At 48.9% G+C, this 16,623-nt stretch carries 12 protein-coding genes and 1 pseudogene; 7 read left to right on the forward strand and 6 right to left on the reverse strand.

The features are described 5' to 3' along the window. The 5 genes from uxuA to TRQ7_RS04580 form a co-directional block, all read right to left on the reverse strand. A complete protein-coding gene (gene uxuA, locus TRQ7_RS04560) occupies positions 1–1,083 on the reverse strand; it encodes a mannonate dehydratase (protein WP_041844116.1) in 1,083 nt (360 codons plus the stop codon). Continuing rightward, the gene (gene uxuB, locus TRQ7_RS04565; protein ID WP_041844117.1) at positions 1,080–2,699 is read right to left on the reverse strand and encodes a D-mannonate dehydrogenase UxuB; all 1,620 of its coding nucleotides are present in this window, start codon (positions 2,697–2,699) and stop codon (positions 1,080–1,082) included. Before uxuB ends, uxuA begins: the two co-directional genes overlap by 4 nt. 12 nt (positions 2,700–2,711) lie before the next feature. Continuing rightward, positions 2,712–3,731: a sugar kinase gene (locus tag TRQ7_RS04570; RefSeq protein WP_041844118.1), complete on the reverse strand. Its 1,020-nt coding sequence runs from the start codon at positions 3,729–3,731 to the stop codon at positions 2,712–2,714. Then, entirely contained in the window at positions 3,728–4,339 is a 612-nt protein-coding gene (locus TRQ7_RS04575) for a bifunctional 4-hydroxy-2-oxoglutarate aldolase/2-dehydro-3-deoxy-phosphogluconate aldolase (RefSeq protein ID WP_041844119.1), read from the reverse strand. Before TRQ7_RS04575 ends, TRQ7_RS04570 begins: the two co-directional genes overlap by 4 nt. Before the next feature lie 69 nt (positions 4,340–4,408). Beyond that, complete coding sequence (locus tag TRQ7_RS04580) at positions 4,409–5,149, reverse strand: IclR family transcriptional regulator (RefSeq protein ID WP_041844120.1); 741 nt, start codon at positions 5,147–5,149, stop codon at positions 4,409–4,411. A gap of 101 nt (positions 5,150–5,250) precedes the next feature. Between TRQ7_RS04580 and uxaC the strand changes: the two genes are divergently transcribed. Both uxaC and TRQ7_RS04590 read left to right on the forward strand, forming a co-directional pair. Further along, complete coding sequence (gene uxaC, locus TRQ7_RS04585; protein ID WP_041844121.1) at positions 5,251–6,606, forward strand: glucuronate isomerase; 1,356 nt, start codon at positions 5,251–5,253, stop codon at positions 6,604–6,606. Between the two features lie 11 nt (positions 6,607–6,617). Then, on the forward strand, positions 6,618–7,061 hold the full coding sequence (locus TRQ7_RS04590) for a hypothetical protein (protein ID WP_038066855.1): 444 nt from the start codon (positions 6,618–6,620) through the stop codon (positions 7,059–7,061). A 52-nt stretch (positions 7,062–7,113) separates the two neighbouring features. On the opposite strand, the pseudogene TRQ7_RS04595 reads toward TRQ7_RS04590, so the two are convergent. Next, a pseudogene (locus tag TRQ7_RS04595) lies at positions 7,114–10,208 on the reverse strand (endo-1,4-beta-xylanase). A gap of 283 nt (positions 10,209–10,491) precedes the next feature. Here TRQ7_RS04595 and TRQ7_RS04600 point away from each other — a divergent pair. Genes TRQ7_RS04600 through TRQ7_RS04620 form a run of 5 tightly spaced genes read left to right on the forward strand, consistent with a single transcriptional unit; the run spans position 10,492 to position 16,604 of the window. Beyond that, positions 10,492–11,475 (forward strand): ABC transporter permease, encoded by a 984-nt coding sequence (locus TRQ7_RS04600; RefSeq protein ID WP_038066901.1) that lies wholly within the window; start codon positions 10,492–10,494, stop codon positions 11,473–11,475. Positions 11,476–11,485: 10 nt separating this feature from the next. After that, positions 11,486–12,595, forward strand: coding sequence for an ABC transporter permease (locus TRQ7_RS04605; protein ID WP_038066903.1), 1,110 nt, complete (start codon positions 11,486–11,488; stop codon positions 12,593–12,595). 13 nt (positions 12,596–12,608) lie between these two features. Beyond that, entirely contained in the window at positions 12,609–13,604 is a 996-nt protein-coding gene (locus TRQ7_RS04610) for an ABC transporter ATP-binding protein (protein ID WP_041844122.1), read from the forward strand. Beyond that, on the forward strand, positions 13,601–14,617 hold the full coding sequence (locus tag TRQ7_RS04615) for a dipeptide ABC transporter ATP-binding protein (protein WP_015919132.1): 1,017 nt from the start codon (positions 13,601–13,603) through the stop codon (positions 14,615–14,617). Before TRQ7_RS04610 ends, TRQ7_RS04615 begins: the two co-directional genes overlap by 4 nt. A gap of 13 nt (positions 14,618–14,630) precedes the next feature. Then, positions 14,631–16,604, forward strand: coding sequence for an ABC transporter substrate-binding protein (locus TRQ7_RS04620; RefSeq protein WP_041437552.1), 1,974 nt, complete (start codon positions 14,631–14,633; stop codon positions 16,602–16,604). The last annotated feature ends 19 nt before the right edge of the window (positions 16,605–16,623 follow it).

Here is a 16,623-nt window from a genome sequence, read left to right on the forward strand (position 1 = left end):
TCAGCAGTACCTTTCTTTCATCTTGTCTATCGCTTCCCAAAGACCGAGGATGTAGGTGGCACCGAGTGCTCTGTCGTAGAGACCGTAGCCAGGCCGTGCTTTTTCTCCCCAGATCAGCCTTCCGTGGTCCGGACGGATGTATCCTTCGTAACCTATATCATGAAACGCCTTCATCACCTCGAATAGATCGTGCGAGCCACAGAAGGATGGATGGGCCGTTTCGTAGAAGCTTTTTTCGCCGGTGAACTTCAGGTTTCTCACGTGTGCAAAGTGAATCCTTCCCATCTTTCCGAAATACCTGATCATCTCAGGGATGTTGTTTTCCGGGTTCGCACCGAGTGAGCCCATGCACAGCGTGATACCGTTGTATGGACTGTCGACTGCTTTGAGGAGTCTTTCAATGTTCTCTTTGTTGGTGATGATCCTTGGAAGGCCGAAGATGCTCCATGGTGGATCGTCCGGGTGTATGGCAAGTTTCACGTCGCATTCTTCACAGACGGGAATGACCCTCTCGAGGAAATAAACGAGGTTTTCAAAAAGCTTTTCTTCATCAACGTTTTTGTAGAGTTCAAACGTTTCTCTCAATTTTTCCAGTCTGTCCCACTCCCATCCAGGAAGGACGAATCCCTCAGATCCTTCCTTCACACGTTCTATCAGTTCGTCTGGAGTGACTCCTTCGATGAGACTGTGCTCGTACTCCATCGTTTCAGAGCCGTCCGGGAGTTTTTTGTGAAGATCCGTTCTCATCCAGTCAAAGACAGGCATGAAGTTGTAGCAAACTACCTTTACACCAGCCTTTGCCAGATTTCTGATCGTTTCCTTGTAGTTCTCTATATACCTGTCTCTTGTTGGAAGTCCCAGTTTTATGTCTTCGTGGACGTTCACACTCTCGATAACCTCCAGCTTAAGGCCAGCCCTTTCAACGGTTTCCTTGAGTTTCATGATCTCTTCAAGGGGCCAGACTTCTCCCACAGGGATGTCAAAGAGTGCACCGACCACTCCCTCCACACCCGGGATCTGGCGTATCTGTTCCAGGGTTACTGTGTCGTGTTTTTCTCCGAACCATCTGAAGACAAGTTTCATTCATCTTCCCTCCCGATGACTTCTTCGAGTGTTTTTCTCACCGCGCCAGGTCCTGTGATCATCTTTTTGAACAGTCCTTCCACCTTTTCTCCAAGTCCAACTTCGTACAGGTTCACTCTGAAAAGCTGCTGGCTGGAAAGGATCGGTTTCAGATGATCATTCACAGAGTCGGGATCACCGAACTTTATCTTCGAAACGTAAGATCTGAGGTTTTCGAGCAGAGGGTCTGGGCTCAACTGCATCTCTTTTCCTTCATCGTCGATTCCCATGAGATATCTGCACCATCCCGCTATCACAAGGGGAATGTACTTCAAATTCCTCGGATCCAAATCGGGCCTTTCGTGGTATGCCTTTATGGTTTCGCCGAATCTGATCGGCATCTTCTGAGAGGTGTCCGTTGCTATTCTCTGAGGCGTGTCTGGCAGGTAAGGATTGGGCAGTCGGATGTTTATTACCTCGTTCAGAAACTCCCTCGGGTTGATGATACCGGGATCCACCACGACCTTTATACCTTCTTCTCCCACACCTTCTACGAGTCTTCTCAGAAGAGGATCTTTCATCTCATCTGCTATCTTTTTGTAGCCCAGAAGACATCCGAATACCGCCAGTGCGGTGTGGAGTGGATTGAGACAGGTTGTCACCTTCATTCTTTCTGCCTTTTCAACGGTCTCTCTGTCTGTCAGGAAGACGTTTCTGTCTGCACCTTCGAGTTTTGGCCTGCCGTTCGGGAAGGTGTCCTCTATCACCAGATACTGTGCCCACTCCATGTTCACAAACGGTGCGATGTGTGTCTTTTTAGATGTCACAAAGATCTCCATTCCTTCGATGCCGAGTTCTTCCAGGTGCTTCTTGATGAACTCGGATGGTCCCGGAACGATCTTGTCTATCATACTCCAGGGGAAGGCAACATCTTTTTCCAGATAATCCAGAAACTCTCTCTCCACAAGATCGTTCTTCACCCACTCTTGTGAGATCTTCTTCACAGAACTGTAGAGTTTTTCACCGTTTCTGGAGAAGTTGTCAAGACTGAGAAGTGCGATGGGGAGTCTTCCTGCTTTGAACCTTTCATAGAGCAGCGCAGCGACTTTTCCCATCGATGTCTGGGGTGAGGCTGGTCCGTTTTTCATGTCTTCTATCACCTGGGGAAAGAGGTTTCCGGCCTGATCTTCGATGTTGTATCCCTTTTCGGTGATGGTGAGGGATGCAAGCTGAAGTGAAGGGCTCCTGAAGATCTCCTTTGCTCTTTCCCAGTCAGAATGCACGGGATCTCCTTTGAGGGCTTCCATTACACTCGCTATGATTCTTTTTTCAAAGTTTCCGTCTGGTTTTATGGTGACCGCTATGGAAAGGTTATCGTAGGGTGTGTAGACCCTGTCAATGACTTCGTAGTCGAAGAGTTCTATCACGTTTATGCCGGTGTCTTCCTTTCCCTCTTCCAGGAGGTTTTGAAGAACGGCGGCAACGAACCCTCTGAAGATGTTCCCCCCACCGAAATGAACCCATTTCGGTCGCTCTTTCGTGTTCTTCTCCACGCTATCAAGGTCGAAGTATGGAGGCCTGACACCTATTCTTTCCCAGGCCTGTTTTTCATTCACCGTTTCTCTACTGAGACGCACATTTTCACCTCCTCATCTTTCTACTCGGCCCGAGGTGGCTCCGGAGGCGAGTTTTTCGATCTCTTCCACACTTAGAACTGCAAAGTCACCGGGTATCGTGTGTTTGAGGCAGGATGCGGCGGCTGCAAACTCTGCCTTCTTCTGTGGCTCAAATCCCATCAGGCTTCCGTAGATGAGAGCACCGGCGAAGCTGTCTCCTGCACCGACCCTGTCGACTATGTGTATCTCATACCTTGTTGAGAAGTGCGGCTTTCCGTTTTCGTAGACCATGACGGACCAGTAATTGACAGTTGCAGAGACGCTCTCTCTCAGTGTTATTCCTACCGTTTTGAAGCTGTACTTCTTCGAGATCTCTTCGGCAACCTTTACATATGCTTCTCTGTTGAGCTTCCCCGTTTTCAGGTCAAGCCCTTCAACGGGTATTCCCAGAACTTTCTCTATATCTTCCTCGTTTGCTATCAGAACGTCCACGTACTCCATGAATGGGATCATCACCTTCTGGGCTTCCTCTTTCGACCAGAGCCTTGCCCTGTAGTTCAGATCACAGCTCACGGTCACATTTTTCTCCTTGGCAACCTTCAGAGCATCTTCGAGGATGAGAGGGAGCTCCTTTCCAAGGGGAGGAGTGATTCCGGAAAAGTGAAACCATCTGGCACCGTCCAGTATTTTCTCCCAGTCAAAATCCTCTCTTCCAGCTTCTGAAATGGCAGAGTGAGCCCTGTCATAGACGACTTTACTGGGCCTCTGGGAAGCTCCTATTTCTAGAAAGTATATACCAATTCTGTTTCCGCCCCTTGCTATGTAATCCGTTTTCACACCGAACTTTCTCAAGTGACCAATTGCGGCATCTCCCAGCGGGTTATTTGGAAGTTTCGTTACAAAGTACGCATCAACTCCCATCTGTGCAAGAAAGGCAGCCACGTTCGCTTCAGCACCGCCGTAGGTAACATCGAAGCTTTCCGCCTGAAAGATCCTCCTGTGATTTGGTGGAGAGAGTCTCAGCATGATCTCTCCGAACGTCACTACCTTCATTCTGTGCACCCCCTGATCTTCTCAACAAACGCTCTTGCCTTTTCTTTTACCTCGTCCGGGGTTCCTTTCACAAGGGCGCTTCCAACCCCCACAGCGAGAACTCCCGCCTTGAACCACTCGCACACGTTGTCCAGATTCACTCCTCCCGTCGGGACGAACTTCACATTCGGGAAGGGTCCTTTCATCGCTTTTACAAAGGTGGGGCCCAGCACTTCTCCAGGGAAGAGCTTCAAAATCGTGTGTCCAAGCTTCATGGCCCTCATGAGTTCAGTCGGTGTCATGACCCCAGGCATATAGAAAATGCCCTTTTCCTTGCAGAATCTGGAGATCTCCTCATCCAGATGAGGACTGACTATGAACTCTGCTCCGCTTTCTATGGCTTTTTTACACTGTTCTACGCTTGTGACGGTACCCGCTCCCACAACTGCTCCTTTTTCTTTCAGGAAGGAGATCTCCCTGATGACCTTGTCCGCATCCGGAACCGTGAAGGTGATTTCGATCATGCGGACTCCGCCCTCAAAAACGGCCAGTGCTTTCTCTTTTGCTTCTTCCACGCTACTTGCTCTCATCACGGCCACGATCTGGTGTTTCTTGAAGAGTTCTTCCATCTTCATCCCTCCTGATATTTGATGTTTAATTGATGGTCATAGAAAAAGATACCAGAAAAACTTCACGCTTCAATATCCAAGTTTTTTCGAGATTTTTTCTGCAATTTCCACGAGAAGATTCGCGTACTCCTCTATCTTTTCTTTTGTGAATTTCCGTGCTGCTCCTGAGATGCTCATGGCGGCGATGGGATACTCTCTGTGGTCGAAGATGGGAACACCCACACACATGATACCTATCTCGTTCTCTTCGTTGTCCACCGCGTATCCTCTCCTTCTGATCTTTTCGAGTTCTCTTTTCAACATCCTGGGATCTGTTATGGTGTTTGGGGTTTTTGGCTTCATCTCAACGAGTTTGAGATACTCTTCGAGTTCTTCATTCGGCAGAAAGGCAAGTATTGCCTTTCCAGAGGCTGTGGAGTAAAGGTCTATCTTCATTCCCACCCTTGAGACCATTGGAAGGCTGTGTTCTCCTTCCACCTTGTCGATGTACACTCCTTCGAAGCCATCTTTCAGGATGAGGTGAACGGTCTCTCCGGTTTTCTTCATCGCCTCAACCAGATGATCGTGTGCAATATCCCTCAGATCGATCCTCCTTAAAACAAGAGAACCATACTCCACCAGCTTGTATCCCGGGATGTATCTTTTGTCCCTCTTTCTGAGAACAAGACCTTTTTCTTCAAGAACGACGAGATACTTGTACGCGTTCGAAACGCTCATGCCGAATCTATCCGCCACTTCTGTGACACTCACATCACCGGGATTTTTCACGATGAAATCGAGTATTTCCAGGGCTTTCCTGAGAGTGTTCAACTTTTCGCCTCCCTGGTTTCGTTCACACAGCACAATCAATTATAATAATACCATGAAGATTTTCTTTTTGAGAAAATCATTTTCACAGTGGAGGTGGATCTATGTTCCTTGGAGAGGACTACCTTTTGACGAACAGGGCAGCGGTGAGGCTTTTCAGCGAGGTGAAAGATCTTCCCATCGTGGATCCGCACAACCATCTGGATGCAAAGGACATCGTCGAAAACAAACCCTGGAACGACATCTGGGAGGTTGAGGGTGCAACGGATCACTACGTCTGGGAACTCATGAGAAGGTGTGGGGTTCCGGAAGAGTACATAACGGGCTCCAGAAGCAACAAAGAAAAGTGGCTTGCGCTTGCAAAGGTGTTTCCAAAATTTGCGGGGAATCCAACCTACGAGTGGATTCACCTCGATCTGTGGAGAAGGTTCAACGTAAAGAAGGTGATCTCAGAAGAGACGGCAGAGGAGATCTGGGAGGAAACAAAGAGAATGCTTCCCGAAATGCCCCCCCAGAAACTTCTCAAGGATATGAAGGTGGAGATCCTCTGCACAACGGATGATCCCATCTCGACTCTGGAGTATCACAGAAAGGCCAGAGAGACGATAAAGGACGTGACGATACTTCCCACCTGGCGTCCCGACAGGGCGATGAACGTGGAAAAGAGCGACTGGAAAGATTACGTGAAGAAGATCGGTGAAATATACAACGAAGACACCTCCACACTCGAAGGTTTCCTGAGTGCTCTCTGGAAGTCGCACGAACATTTCAAAGAGCACGGATGTGTGGCGAGTGACCACGCCCTTCTGGAACCATCGATACATTTTGTTGGCGAAAAGACCGCCAGAAAAATCCACGAAAAGGTGTTCAGAGGAAAAGAACTCGATCCTGAGGAAATCAGAGACTACAAGGCGTTCATGATGGTTCAGTTCGGGAAGATGAACCAGGAGACCGGCTGGGTGACACAGCTTCACATCGGTGCACTGAGAGATTACAGGGACAGTCTCCTCAAAACGCTCGGGCCGGATTCAGGCGGAGATATCTCAACGAACTTTCTGAAGATCGCAGAAGGACTGAGGTACTTCCTGAACGAGTTCGATGGAAAACTCAAGATCGTCCTCTACGTACTTGATCCCACGCATCTTCCAACGATAGCGACCATCGCCCGTGCCTTTCCGAACGTCTACATAGGGGCTCCCTGGTGGTTCAACGACAGCCCGTTCGGTATGGAGATGCACCTGAAGTACGTTGCCTCGGTTGATCTTTTGTACAACCTGGCGGGAATGGTGACGGATTCGAGAAAACTTCTCTCTTTTGGCTCCAGAACGGAGATGTTCAGAAGGGTTCTTTCGAGTGTTGTCGGTGAGATGGTCGAAAGGGGCCAGATTCCCATCAGGGAAGCGAAGGAACTGGTGAAACACGTCTGTTACGACGGTCCGAAGGCTCTCTTCTTCGGATGAGGAGGGAAAACATGAGAAAGATCCTTAATTACGTTTTCGCCTATCTCTTCCTCGCGGTGACGGGGGCTTTTGGATTCTATGTGATCTTCCTGGAGGGAAGGAGGTTCTTCTTCACAGTTCTTGGGCTCACAAACGCTCGTGTTCAGACCATAAATGCCGTGGACAAATTCGTGGTGATCGTTCTGGGGATTGTCTTTCTGGGGGTTTTCATGTTCAGTGAGGATTATTTCAGAAAGAAGGCGAAAGACGGTGTAAGAGATCTTCTGAGGGCGTTTCTCATGGTCTCCGGGATGCTCATGCTCGTCTGGTCTGGTTTTCAGTCACCGTTCTTCTTCTCCGTTGGCTACAGACTGGGAGCATCGGAGATTATAGGTTACTTCTCAAAGCTCATTACAGGTGGTCTTCTTCTTGTCTCCTCCAGGTATCTGAGAAGTGAGCGTCTCCATACCATATAAAAACCCCCGCAGAGCGGGGGTTTTGTTCACAATCGCACACAACTAGGGGATATCACTTGATGAGCCTGAGATTTCCGAACTTTGAAGGATCTCTCCAGCTGTTGTTCGTTGGATCACTCCAGGAGATGATACCAACCCTCTGACCCTTCTCGTTCGCATCGTTCACCTGAACGTTGAAACCTATCACCGTGTTCGAACTCGCCTCGCCGCACTCGCTCCCGTCCCAAACGACTGCTCGTTCATGTAGTTCACCCTAAACTGCGCATCATCGTCTTCGTAGTAGCTTGTCTTGTGGTTGTTCTCGTCTATGAAGATCTCCACCGAATCCTGCTCCCAAGGATTGCTGTTGTCTTTGTTCAAAACCGGATCCTTCACTATCGCAAGAACGTACAGGTTCTCCTCGTCCCACAGCACCCTCACCTTAGCCGTTGCGTTCTTCTCCAGTGATCCCATCGCAACCGATTTCGTCTCTATCTCCTCCGTCGTGTTCCAAATATCGTCGATCTCTCCATCGATGACTGGTGTTCCATATTTCGCCGTTGCCACCATCACTCCCTCAAGTTTCAGCGTTCCGTAGTTCATCGTGTTCGTCTTCTGGCTGTTCGTCGTGTCGCTCCAGCTGTACCACTTCCCGTCGTCTATCACCGCTACATCGAACCCTATGTAACTGTCTTTCTTGAACTCCACACCAGGTATCGTGATCGACATCTCAAAACTGTACCTTCTGAATCCAGGCCCAACGAATTTCTTCACCTCTACGTCTTCCCTGTTGACCTCCGTCTTCCAGTTCGTCCACAGCACAACGTAGGTGTCATCCGGCTGCAGGTATGGTGTTCTTTCGTTGTTCGGGTTGATGAAGATTGCGACTCCATCCTCTGCTGGCTTCTTCGTCGCATCCTGAACTTCTCCGTATACATAGATCGTGCTGTCTTTCCATACCGCCCTGATCGTTGCCTTCACGTTCCCTTCTTCGTCAAGGATCTCTATCGGCTTCGACATCATGTAGGAATCGTCCATCATTCCCACCACCACTGCTTCTCCTTCGGAGATCTTGCTCTCTTTTGGAAGGGGTGGAAGTACTTCGGGAGCCACAATCGCCCAGTAAGCGAGTTTCGCCTGGTGATCTTTGTCGAAGATGAGCGGCCAGTCGTTTCTTCTTGTTGCTCTCCAGGAGTAATCGTCCTTGAGACCCCAGAATGTGACGTTCGTGATCACGTTGCTGTACTTCTTGAAGATCTCAAAGAGCTGCATCATTTTGTGAGCCTGTTCGATGAGTGCCGTCCTCGGTGCCTCTGGGTAGTTGGAACTGGAATCTCTGTAGACACTCATATCGAGTTCTGTGATGTGAATTTCTATACCGGGTATGGTGCTGAACTTTTTGATGGCCTCTTCGATCTGCCTGATGTCCGTTGCAAGACTGATGTGACACTGCATGCCTATTCCATCGATGAGTCCTTTCTCCTTGAGACTCTTCACAAGGTTGTAGATGATGTCTCTCTTTTTGGGTTCGAAGGTGTTGTAGTCGTTGTAGAAGAGTTTCGCATTGGGATCTGCTTCCCTTGCAAACCTGAACGCAAGTTCTATGTAGTCAGGCCCCATGATCTGATACCACGTCGATCTTCTCAGCCCATCCGGCTGGTTCGGATCGACCGCTTCGTTCACAACGTCCCATGCGTAGACCTTCCCCTTGAAGTGTCCAACAACGGTGTGTATGTATTCTCTGAGCCTTTCTGTCATCTCTTCTTTGCTCAGAAGGTTTCCATTTTCGTCTTTGAAGAACCACTCGGGTGTCTGATTGTGCCATACCAGTGTGTGGCCCCTCACAACCATGCCGTTTTGCTGTGCGAATTCGATGTACTTGTCGGCTGTCTCAAACCTGAATTTGAGTTTGCCGTTTTCGATACCTGCAAGCAAACTGTCTGGTTTCATTTCGTTCTCGGCGGTGATGCTGTTGAAGTGTTTGGAGATGAGCGCTATGTCCTTCTGGTTGATGAAGACCTTGGACGGAAGTGCAACACCCACTCTGAAGTAATCCTTGAGAACGTCCTTGAGAGCGGGTATCTCTTCTTCCGGATTCATCTCGAGCTTTATCTCGGCAGAAGTGGTGTCCACTACTTTCACATCGTCCACGTAGAACTCAAGGGTCGGATTCTGAGACTCAAAGTAGAGCGTGAGGTCTTCCACGGTCACACCGGCAGGGATTGTGTACGTTCCAGACAGTTGAACCCACTGTCTTGAAGGAACAGTTGCCGCTTTGATCCACTCATATTTTGTGCTTGAATCGGACGAGTACTTTCTCTGCATCGTCATGATGATCGTCTGATCCTGACCGGATTCCTGATAGACCCATGCTTCGAAGGCGTAAGTCTTTCCGGTTTTCAGGATTCCCTTCAAACTGATTTGAGCTCCGTGCCAGCCTTTTTGTCTGTTGGAAACGAAGAGTGATTTCTTTCCAGAGTGTGCCACTTTTGGAGAAATGGAAATCTTCACGTCACTGCCTCTTGGCTGCCAGTCTCCAATGCCCTTTTCAAAGGAGGTTTCGTAAACAACCTTCGGGCCTGCTTCCTTTGGCGTGAGGACCTGGACGTTGTCCACGTAGAAGACGAAATCTGTCTTCTTGGGTGAGGTGATGATCAGAGAGAACTTCGCTGGAGTACCTTCGAAGGTTGGCGAGAATGGAACAAGGATCTCCTTCCAGTAATTCGGTACCACGACCTTGTCGGCCAGTATCTTGTACCTTTCACCCTTTTCGTCTTCCGTTCTTGCAAGAACGCTGAAAAGTTGCGGAGAATCGGAAGTCTGATAGACATGGAAGGAAAGCAGATAATCGGTTCCTGTGTTGACCTTTCCGGTCAAATCGATCTCTACTCCATCCCATACGGAAGTTCTGTTTTCCACTTTCAGTGAGTATTCTCCATCTGCTGCAACATCCTGTGAAGCGGTGACAACCACGTCTTTTCCAAAGGGGGAAGCACCGTCTGTGTTCCCTTCAAAACTCAGGACAAGAACTGTTTCAAAAGGAGAGACTCCCTTACCGCCGAATCCCAGAGCTCCTGTGGCTGCAAGGACCACTCCGAGAAAACCTGCAAGGATACCTACCAGCACTGCGGTTGAAGCATTCAAAAATCCCCGTCTTTTCTTTCGCATGAACCCACACACCTCCTTCTTAATTGTTAAGTTATTTCTTACGGAGAAAAAATAACGTTCTCCGATGAAGAATTATACCATAATTGTGAAAAAGGCTTTCAAATTAGAAAAGCGATGATATTTTCAAATAATTGGTATTTTTCGCTGATAATCTCTGATAACCAATGATAATCGCACTTGAAATTTTTAGATGAGATGATATAGAATTTATTACAAGAAAGAAAGGATAGTGCTTGCGACTGTAATTTTTCAGTCCTGATCTTCCCCTGAGGAGGTGTACTGGGTGCTTACCTACATAGTCAAGCGAGTTCTCTACGCCATTCCGCTACTGTTCATCATCTCAATCGTTTCGTTCATCATCATCGAACTTCCTCCAGGAGACTATCTCACCACCTACGTCATGACACTCAGGCAAAGTGGAGAAACGATCGACCAGGCGGCTCTGGAAGTTCTGAAGAAAAGGTATGGTCTGGACAAACCGGTGATAGTTCGTTACTTTTACTGGATCGGTGGTATCCTGAGAGGAGATTTCGGCTATTCCTTCATGTGGGAAAAACCCGTCAGCGAACTTCTGAATCAGAGGGTCTGGTGGACAATACTGATCTCCATCCTCTCAACCGCCTTCGCCTGGGTCTTTGGATTTCTCATAGGTGTCTACTCTGGAACACATCAGTACTCCATGGGTGATTACATCTTCACGGTGTTGGGTTACATAGGGCTTGCCACACCGAACTTCCTGCTCGCTTTGATCCTCCTGTGGGTGGTGTTCGTGACAACAGGTGTGAGCCTGGGAGGTTTGTTCTCTGCTGAGTTCGCACATGCTCCCTGGTCCTGGGCAAAGTTCGTTGATCTTTTGAAGCACATATGGATCCCTGTTGTTGTCATAGGTACAGGAAGTATGGCGGGTCTCATAAGGGTTCTGAGGGCAAATCTTTTAGATGAGATAAACAAGCCCTATGTGGTTGCTGCGAGGGCCAGGGGTGTTCCTGAGAGGGAACTCGTCTGGAAGTATCCTCTGAGGGTGGCGGTTATTCCATTTGCTTCCACCGCAGGTTGGGCGCTTCCACAGATAGTCTCGGGAGCGGTGGTGACCGGTATTGTGCTGAACCTTCCCACTGTGGGGACGCTCCTTCTCGATGCGCTCACGTCCCAGGACATGTACCTTGCCGGTAGTCTCGTTCTGATTTTGAGTGTGTTCACGATCATAGGTACTCTCATATCCGACATCCTGCTTGCCTGGCTCGATCCCAGAATAAGATTCGAATGAGGTGATAGGTGTGTGGAAGAAGCGGAAGAACAAGGAAAAGGTGGAGGAGTTGTATCTTGCGTCCGAGTGGAAGTTGATGTGGTGGAGGTTCAAGAAAAATAAACTCGCGATCATTGGTCTGATCATCTTAGGGATTCTCTACGTGCTGGGAATTTTCTGTGAGTTCTTCTCCCCATACGACCCGAACAGAATCTTCGCAAGATACGTGTACGCTCCTCCTCAGAGGATACACTTTTTCCACGAGGGAAAATTCATAGGCCCGTTCGTTTATGGTTACAAGATGGAAAGAGATCCGGAGACTTTCAGAAGGATCTACAAAGAAGACAGAACGAAGATATATAGAATTAAATTCTTCGTCCATGGTGACAAGTACAAACTCTGGAACGTCTGGGAGTCAAATATTCATTTCTTCGGAGTGGAAGATGGTGTGGTCTTTCTCTTTGGAACGGACAGACTCGGAAGGGATGTTTTCTCCAGAATCCTGTACGGTGCGAGAATCTCCACCACGATCGGGCTGGTCGGGGTGTTCATCAGCATGGTTCTGGGGATCGTCATAGGGGGCATCTCCGGATACTACGGAGGCAAGGTTGACAACTTCATACAGAGGGTAATAGAGTTCATCATCAGTATTCCGACCATTCCTCTCTGGATGGCGCTCGCTGCTGCTCTTCCAAGGTACTGGTCTCAGATAAAGGTTTACTTCGCTATCACGGTGATTCTCTCGCTGATAGGCTGGACTGGACTTGCAAGGGTTGTGAGGAGTAAGTTTCTCTCTCTCAAAGAAGAGGATTTCGTTGTTGCGGCAAGACTCGCTGGAGCCTCCGAATGGAGAATCATATTCAAACACATGCTGCCATCTCTGACCAGTCATCTCATAGCATCTGCCACGCTCGCTGTTCCTGGAATGATACTGGGTGAGACGGGGCTCAGTTTCCTTGGTCTGGGGTTGAGGCCACCTGCTATTAGCTGGGGAGTTCTCCTTCAGGAAGCTCAGAACATCAGGACCGTTGCACTCTACCCGTGGCTTTTGATACCCGGTCTGTTTGTGATCGTCACCGTTTTGTGCTTCAACTTCGTCGGAGACGGGCTGAGGGACGCCGCCGATCCATACAAGACGTGAAGGGAGGAGAGTCATGGAAAAGGTTCTTGAAATAAGAAACCTGAGGGTCTACTTCTACTTGACAGAAGGAACGGTGAAGGCCGTCGATGGTGTATCGTTTGACATTCGAAGAGGAGAGATCCTGGGGTTGGTTGGAGAGAGTGGTTGTGGAAAGAGTGTCACCGCTCAGTCCATTCTGAGGATTCTTCCGGAGAGCGCTCGAATAGTATCCGGTGAAATCGTGTTCTCCAGGAATGGAAAAGCGATAGATCTGGCAAAACTGGATCCTGAGGGTGAAGAAATAAGAGACATTAGGGGAAAGAATATATCCATGATCTTTCAGGAACCAATGGCGTCCTTTTCACCGGTTTACACGGTCGGTGCTCAGATGATGGAAGCAATCCTGCTGCACGAAAACGTTTCAAAGGAAGAGGCCCGACGACGGGTTGTTGAGATGCTCAAAAAGGTGAAGATTCCAAACGCTGAAAAGGTGGTGGACATGTATCCCTTTGAACTCTCCGGTGGAATGCTCCAGCGCTGTATGATAGCGATGGCCATGTCTTTGAATCCTACTTTGCTTCTAGCTGACGAACCCACAACCGCTCTGGACGTGACCATACAGGCTCAGATACTGTATCTCATGAAAGAACTGCAGAAAGAATACAAATCTTCGATCCTTCTTATCACGCACGACATGGGTGTTGTGGCTCAGATGGCGGACAGAGTAGCTGTGATGTACCTTGGAAACATCGTGGAGACAGCTGAAGTCTTCGAACTTTTCAAGAATCCGCTTCATCCCTACACTCAGGCTCTGCTGAGATCCATTCCGAAGATCGGAGTGAGAAAGACCAGGCTCGAAACCATAAGAGGTATGGTGCCAGATCCGTATAATCTTCCAACTGGTTGTAAGTTCCACAACAGATGTGAAAGGTTCATGAAGGGTCTGTGTGATGTGAAAGAACCTCCTGAGGTAGAAGTAATGCCTGGACACAAAGTCAAGTGTTTCCTTTATGGAGGGGAAAAAGAATGAAACTACTCGAAGTGAAAGGACTGAAGAAATACTTTCCGTTGACAAAGGGGTTTTTCAAGAAGGTCGTGGGATACGTCAAAGCGGTCGATGATATCAGTTTCGATATAAAAGAGGGTGAGACCCTGGCACTCGTTGGTGAGAGTGGATGTGGAAAAACAACTACCGCCAAAAGCATACTCAGGGCGATAGATCCCACGGATGGAGATGTCATCCTCCACGTGGATGGAAAATCTGTGAACCTTGCAAAACTTCACAAGGATGAGTTGAAGCCTTACAGAAGGTACATGCAGATGATTTTCCAGAATCCGTACACTTCACTGAATCCCAGGATGAAGGTCAAAGAGATCATCGGAGAGCCACTTCTGGTGAATGGGATCGCGAAGGGAAAGGAACTGGAAGATCGGGTAGCGGAACTTCTGAAGGCAGTTGGTTTGAGACCAGAGTACATGATAAGGTACCCACACGCCTTCTCTGGTGGACAGAGACAGAGAATCGTCATAGCAAGAGCCATCGCACTGAGACCGAAACTGGTCGTCTGTGACGAGCCGACCTCTGCTCTGGACGTCTCTATCAGAGCGCAGATACTGAACCTTCTGATGGATCTTCAGGAGCAGTTCAGTCTCACCTATCTTTTCATTACACACGACCTGAGTGTGGTGGAACACATTTCCGACAGGGTTGCTGTGATGTACCTGGGAAAGATCGTGGAACTCTCGAGTACAGAAGAGGTCTTCGAAAATCCCAAACATCCTTACACGGAAACCCTTCTGAGATCTGTGCCAAAGCCCGATCCAGATTTCAGGGAAGAACTCGTACCGATAGAAGGAGAAGTACCTAATCCAGCAAATCCTCCGTCCGGCTGCTACTTCCATCCAAGGTGTCCTTACGCGAAGAGCATTTGCAAAGAAGAGTACCCGGAGTTCAGAAATCTTGGAACCGAGGAAACCCCGCATTACGTGGCGTGTCATTTTGCTGAGAGTCTGAAATTGAGAGGTGTGAAAATCACTCTGTGAGGGGGTGCTAGCTGTGAGAAGGTTTTCTGTCTTGTTGTCGCTTGTGTTCCTTGTTGTCTTCGCTCTTGCTGCCAACGACACCTGGGTCTTCTACGCAACACCGGAGGACTACTACAAGGCTACGGGAAAGAGGATCACGGAGTATCACGAAGCACCCATGTTGGCAAAACTCGTTGAGGAAGGGAAGCTCCCACCCGTTGAGCAGAGACTCCCGGAGGAACCGCTCGTGGTTCAGCCAGTGGAAAAGATCGGACAGTACGGCGGAACATGGAGAAGAGTCTGGAAAGGGCCGTCCGACAGGTGGGGTATCTCGAAACTCATCGAGGTGAAACTCGCATTCTGGGACAAAGAAGGAGGAAAACTCGTACCGGGTCTTGCGAAAAGCTGGGAGGTTCTTGAAAACGGAAGAGTCTACATCTTCCACCTGAGAAAAGGTGTGAAGTGGTCAGATGGTCAACCCTACACAGCCCACGATATCGTGTTCTGGGTAGAGGACATAATAGGAAACGACGATATCACACCTTCAAAGCCCGACTGGTACAACGTGGGTGTGAAGGTTGAAGCCCTCGACGACTACACGGTGAAGTTCGAGTTCAGCAAACCTTATGGACTCTTCCTTCTGAAGGTTCCGTACGGTGGCTTCACCGGAGCTCCCGCACACTACCTGAAACAGTTCCATCCGAAGTACACACCGATGGAAGAGATAGAAAAGAAGATGGTACCCGGTGTGCACAACACATGGGTAGATCTCTTCGACGACAAGAACGATTTCCTTGAAAACCTCGAACTTCCAACACTTTCACCGTGGAAACCGATCACCGATCCAACGAGCCAGTTCTACGTTCTCGAGAGAAATCCGTACTTCTGGGCAGTTGACACCGAAGGAAACCAGCTTCCGTACATAGACTACGTGAGGCACGAGTACGTCAAAAACGACGAGGTTATACTCCTGAAGGCAATCTCCGGTGAAATCGACATGCAGTGGAGGCACATCGGAGGACTTGCAGGTGGTGCAGGAAACTTCACACTGCTCATGGAAAATGCTCAGAGTGGAGGCTACAGAGTGCTGAAATGGATCGCTGCAAACGGTTCAGTAAGCAGAATCTCTCTGAACTACGCACACTCCGATGAGGTTCTGAGGAAAGTCTTCAACGATGTGAGATTCAGGCAGGCCCTATCGCTTGCCATCAACAGAGAAGAGATCAACGAGATACTCTTCAACGGTCTTGCAGAACCAAGACAGGCCGCTCTTGTGAGTGGATCTCCATACTTCGATCCTGAGTGGGAAAAGGCTTATGCCGAGTACGATCCAGACAGGGCGAACAAACTGCTTGATGAAATGGGACTGAAGTGGGACGACAAGCACGAGTACAGACTCCTTCCGGATGGAAGACCTCTGAGATTCACTGTGACAGTGTGTAGACAAATCGATGTTGACGTCTGGACAATGGTGAAGGAGTACTGGAAGCAGATAGGAGTCTGGATAGAAATTGAAAACGTCGAGAGGTCCCTATTCTATGAAAGAGCGGATGCTGGTGACTTCGATGCGATGGTCTGGAACATGGACAGGGCAGCCCAGCCGCTGTCCTCACCGATGGTCATCTTCCCGGGTTCTGAAAACATCGCAGACTTCTGGTACATCGGATGGAGCGGATGGATCTCCTACTACATCGAAAAGAACATAAGAGGAGAAGAGCCCGAAGAGATCCCCGAGGGACCCGAACCACCCGAGATCGTCTACAAACTCGTCGATCTATACTACCAGATAGCCGCTACACCCGATCCTGATAAGATCAAAGAACTCATGAAAGAGGCAACGAGGATCCACAGAGAGAACCTCTGGATGATAGGAACTGTCGGAGAAAATCTCTCACCTGCCATTGTGAAGAACAACTTCAGAAACGTACCGGAGTTCCTTGTCACAGACGACGTGCTGAGAACACCACTGAACGCCATGCCGATGCAGTTCTTCATCGAGCAGAAATAAGACCAGCCCCCGGCACCCG

The organism is Thermotoga sp. RQ7, from assembly GCF_000832145.1.
Lineage (GTDB): Bacteria > Thermotogota > Thermotogae > Thermotogales > Thermotogaceae > Thermotoga > Thermotoga neapolitana.

Excerpts from the sequence above, each read along its gene's own strand:
- TRQ7_RS04575 (WP_041844119.1), bottom strand. The coding sequence starts at position 4,339 with ATGGAAGAACTCTTCAAGAAACACCAGATCGTGGCCGTGATGAGAGCA.
- TRQ7_RS04570 (WP_041844118.1), bottom strand. The coding sequence starts at position 3,731 with ATGAAGGTAGTGACGTTCGGAGAGATCATGCTGAGACTCTCTCCACCA.
- TRQ7_RS04590 (WP_038066855.1), top strand. The coding sequence starts at position 6,618 with ATGAGAAAGATCCTTAATTACGTTTTCGCCTATCTCTTCCTCGCGGTG.
- TRQ7_RS04610 (WP_041844122.1), top strand. The coding sequence starts at position 12,609 with ATGGAAAAGGTTCTTGAAATAAGAAACCTGAGGGTCTACTTCTACTTG.
- uxaC (WP_041844121.1), top strand. The coding sequence starts at position 5,251 with ATGTTCCTTGGAGAGGACTACCTTTTGACGAACAGGGCAGCGGTGAGG.
- TRQ7_RS04615 (WP_015919132.1), top strand. The coding sequence starts at position 13,601 with ATGAAACTACTCGAAGTGAAAGGACTGAAGAAATACTTTCCGTTGACA.
- uxuA (WP_041844116.1), bottom strand. The coding sequence starts at position 1,083 with ATGAAACTTGTCTTCAGATGGTTCGGAGAAAAACACGACACAGTAACC.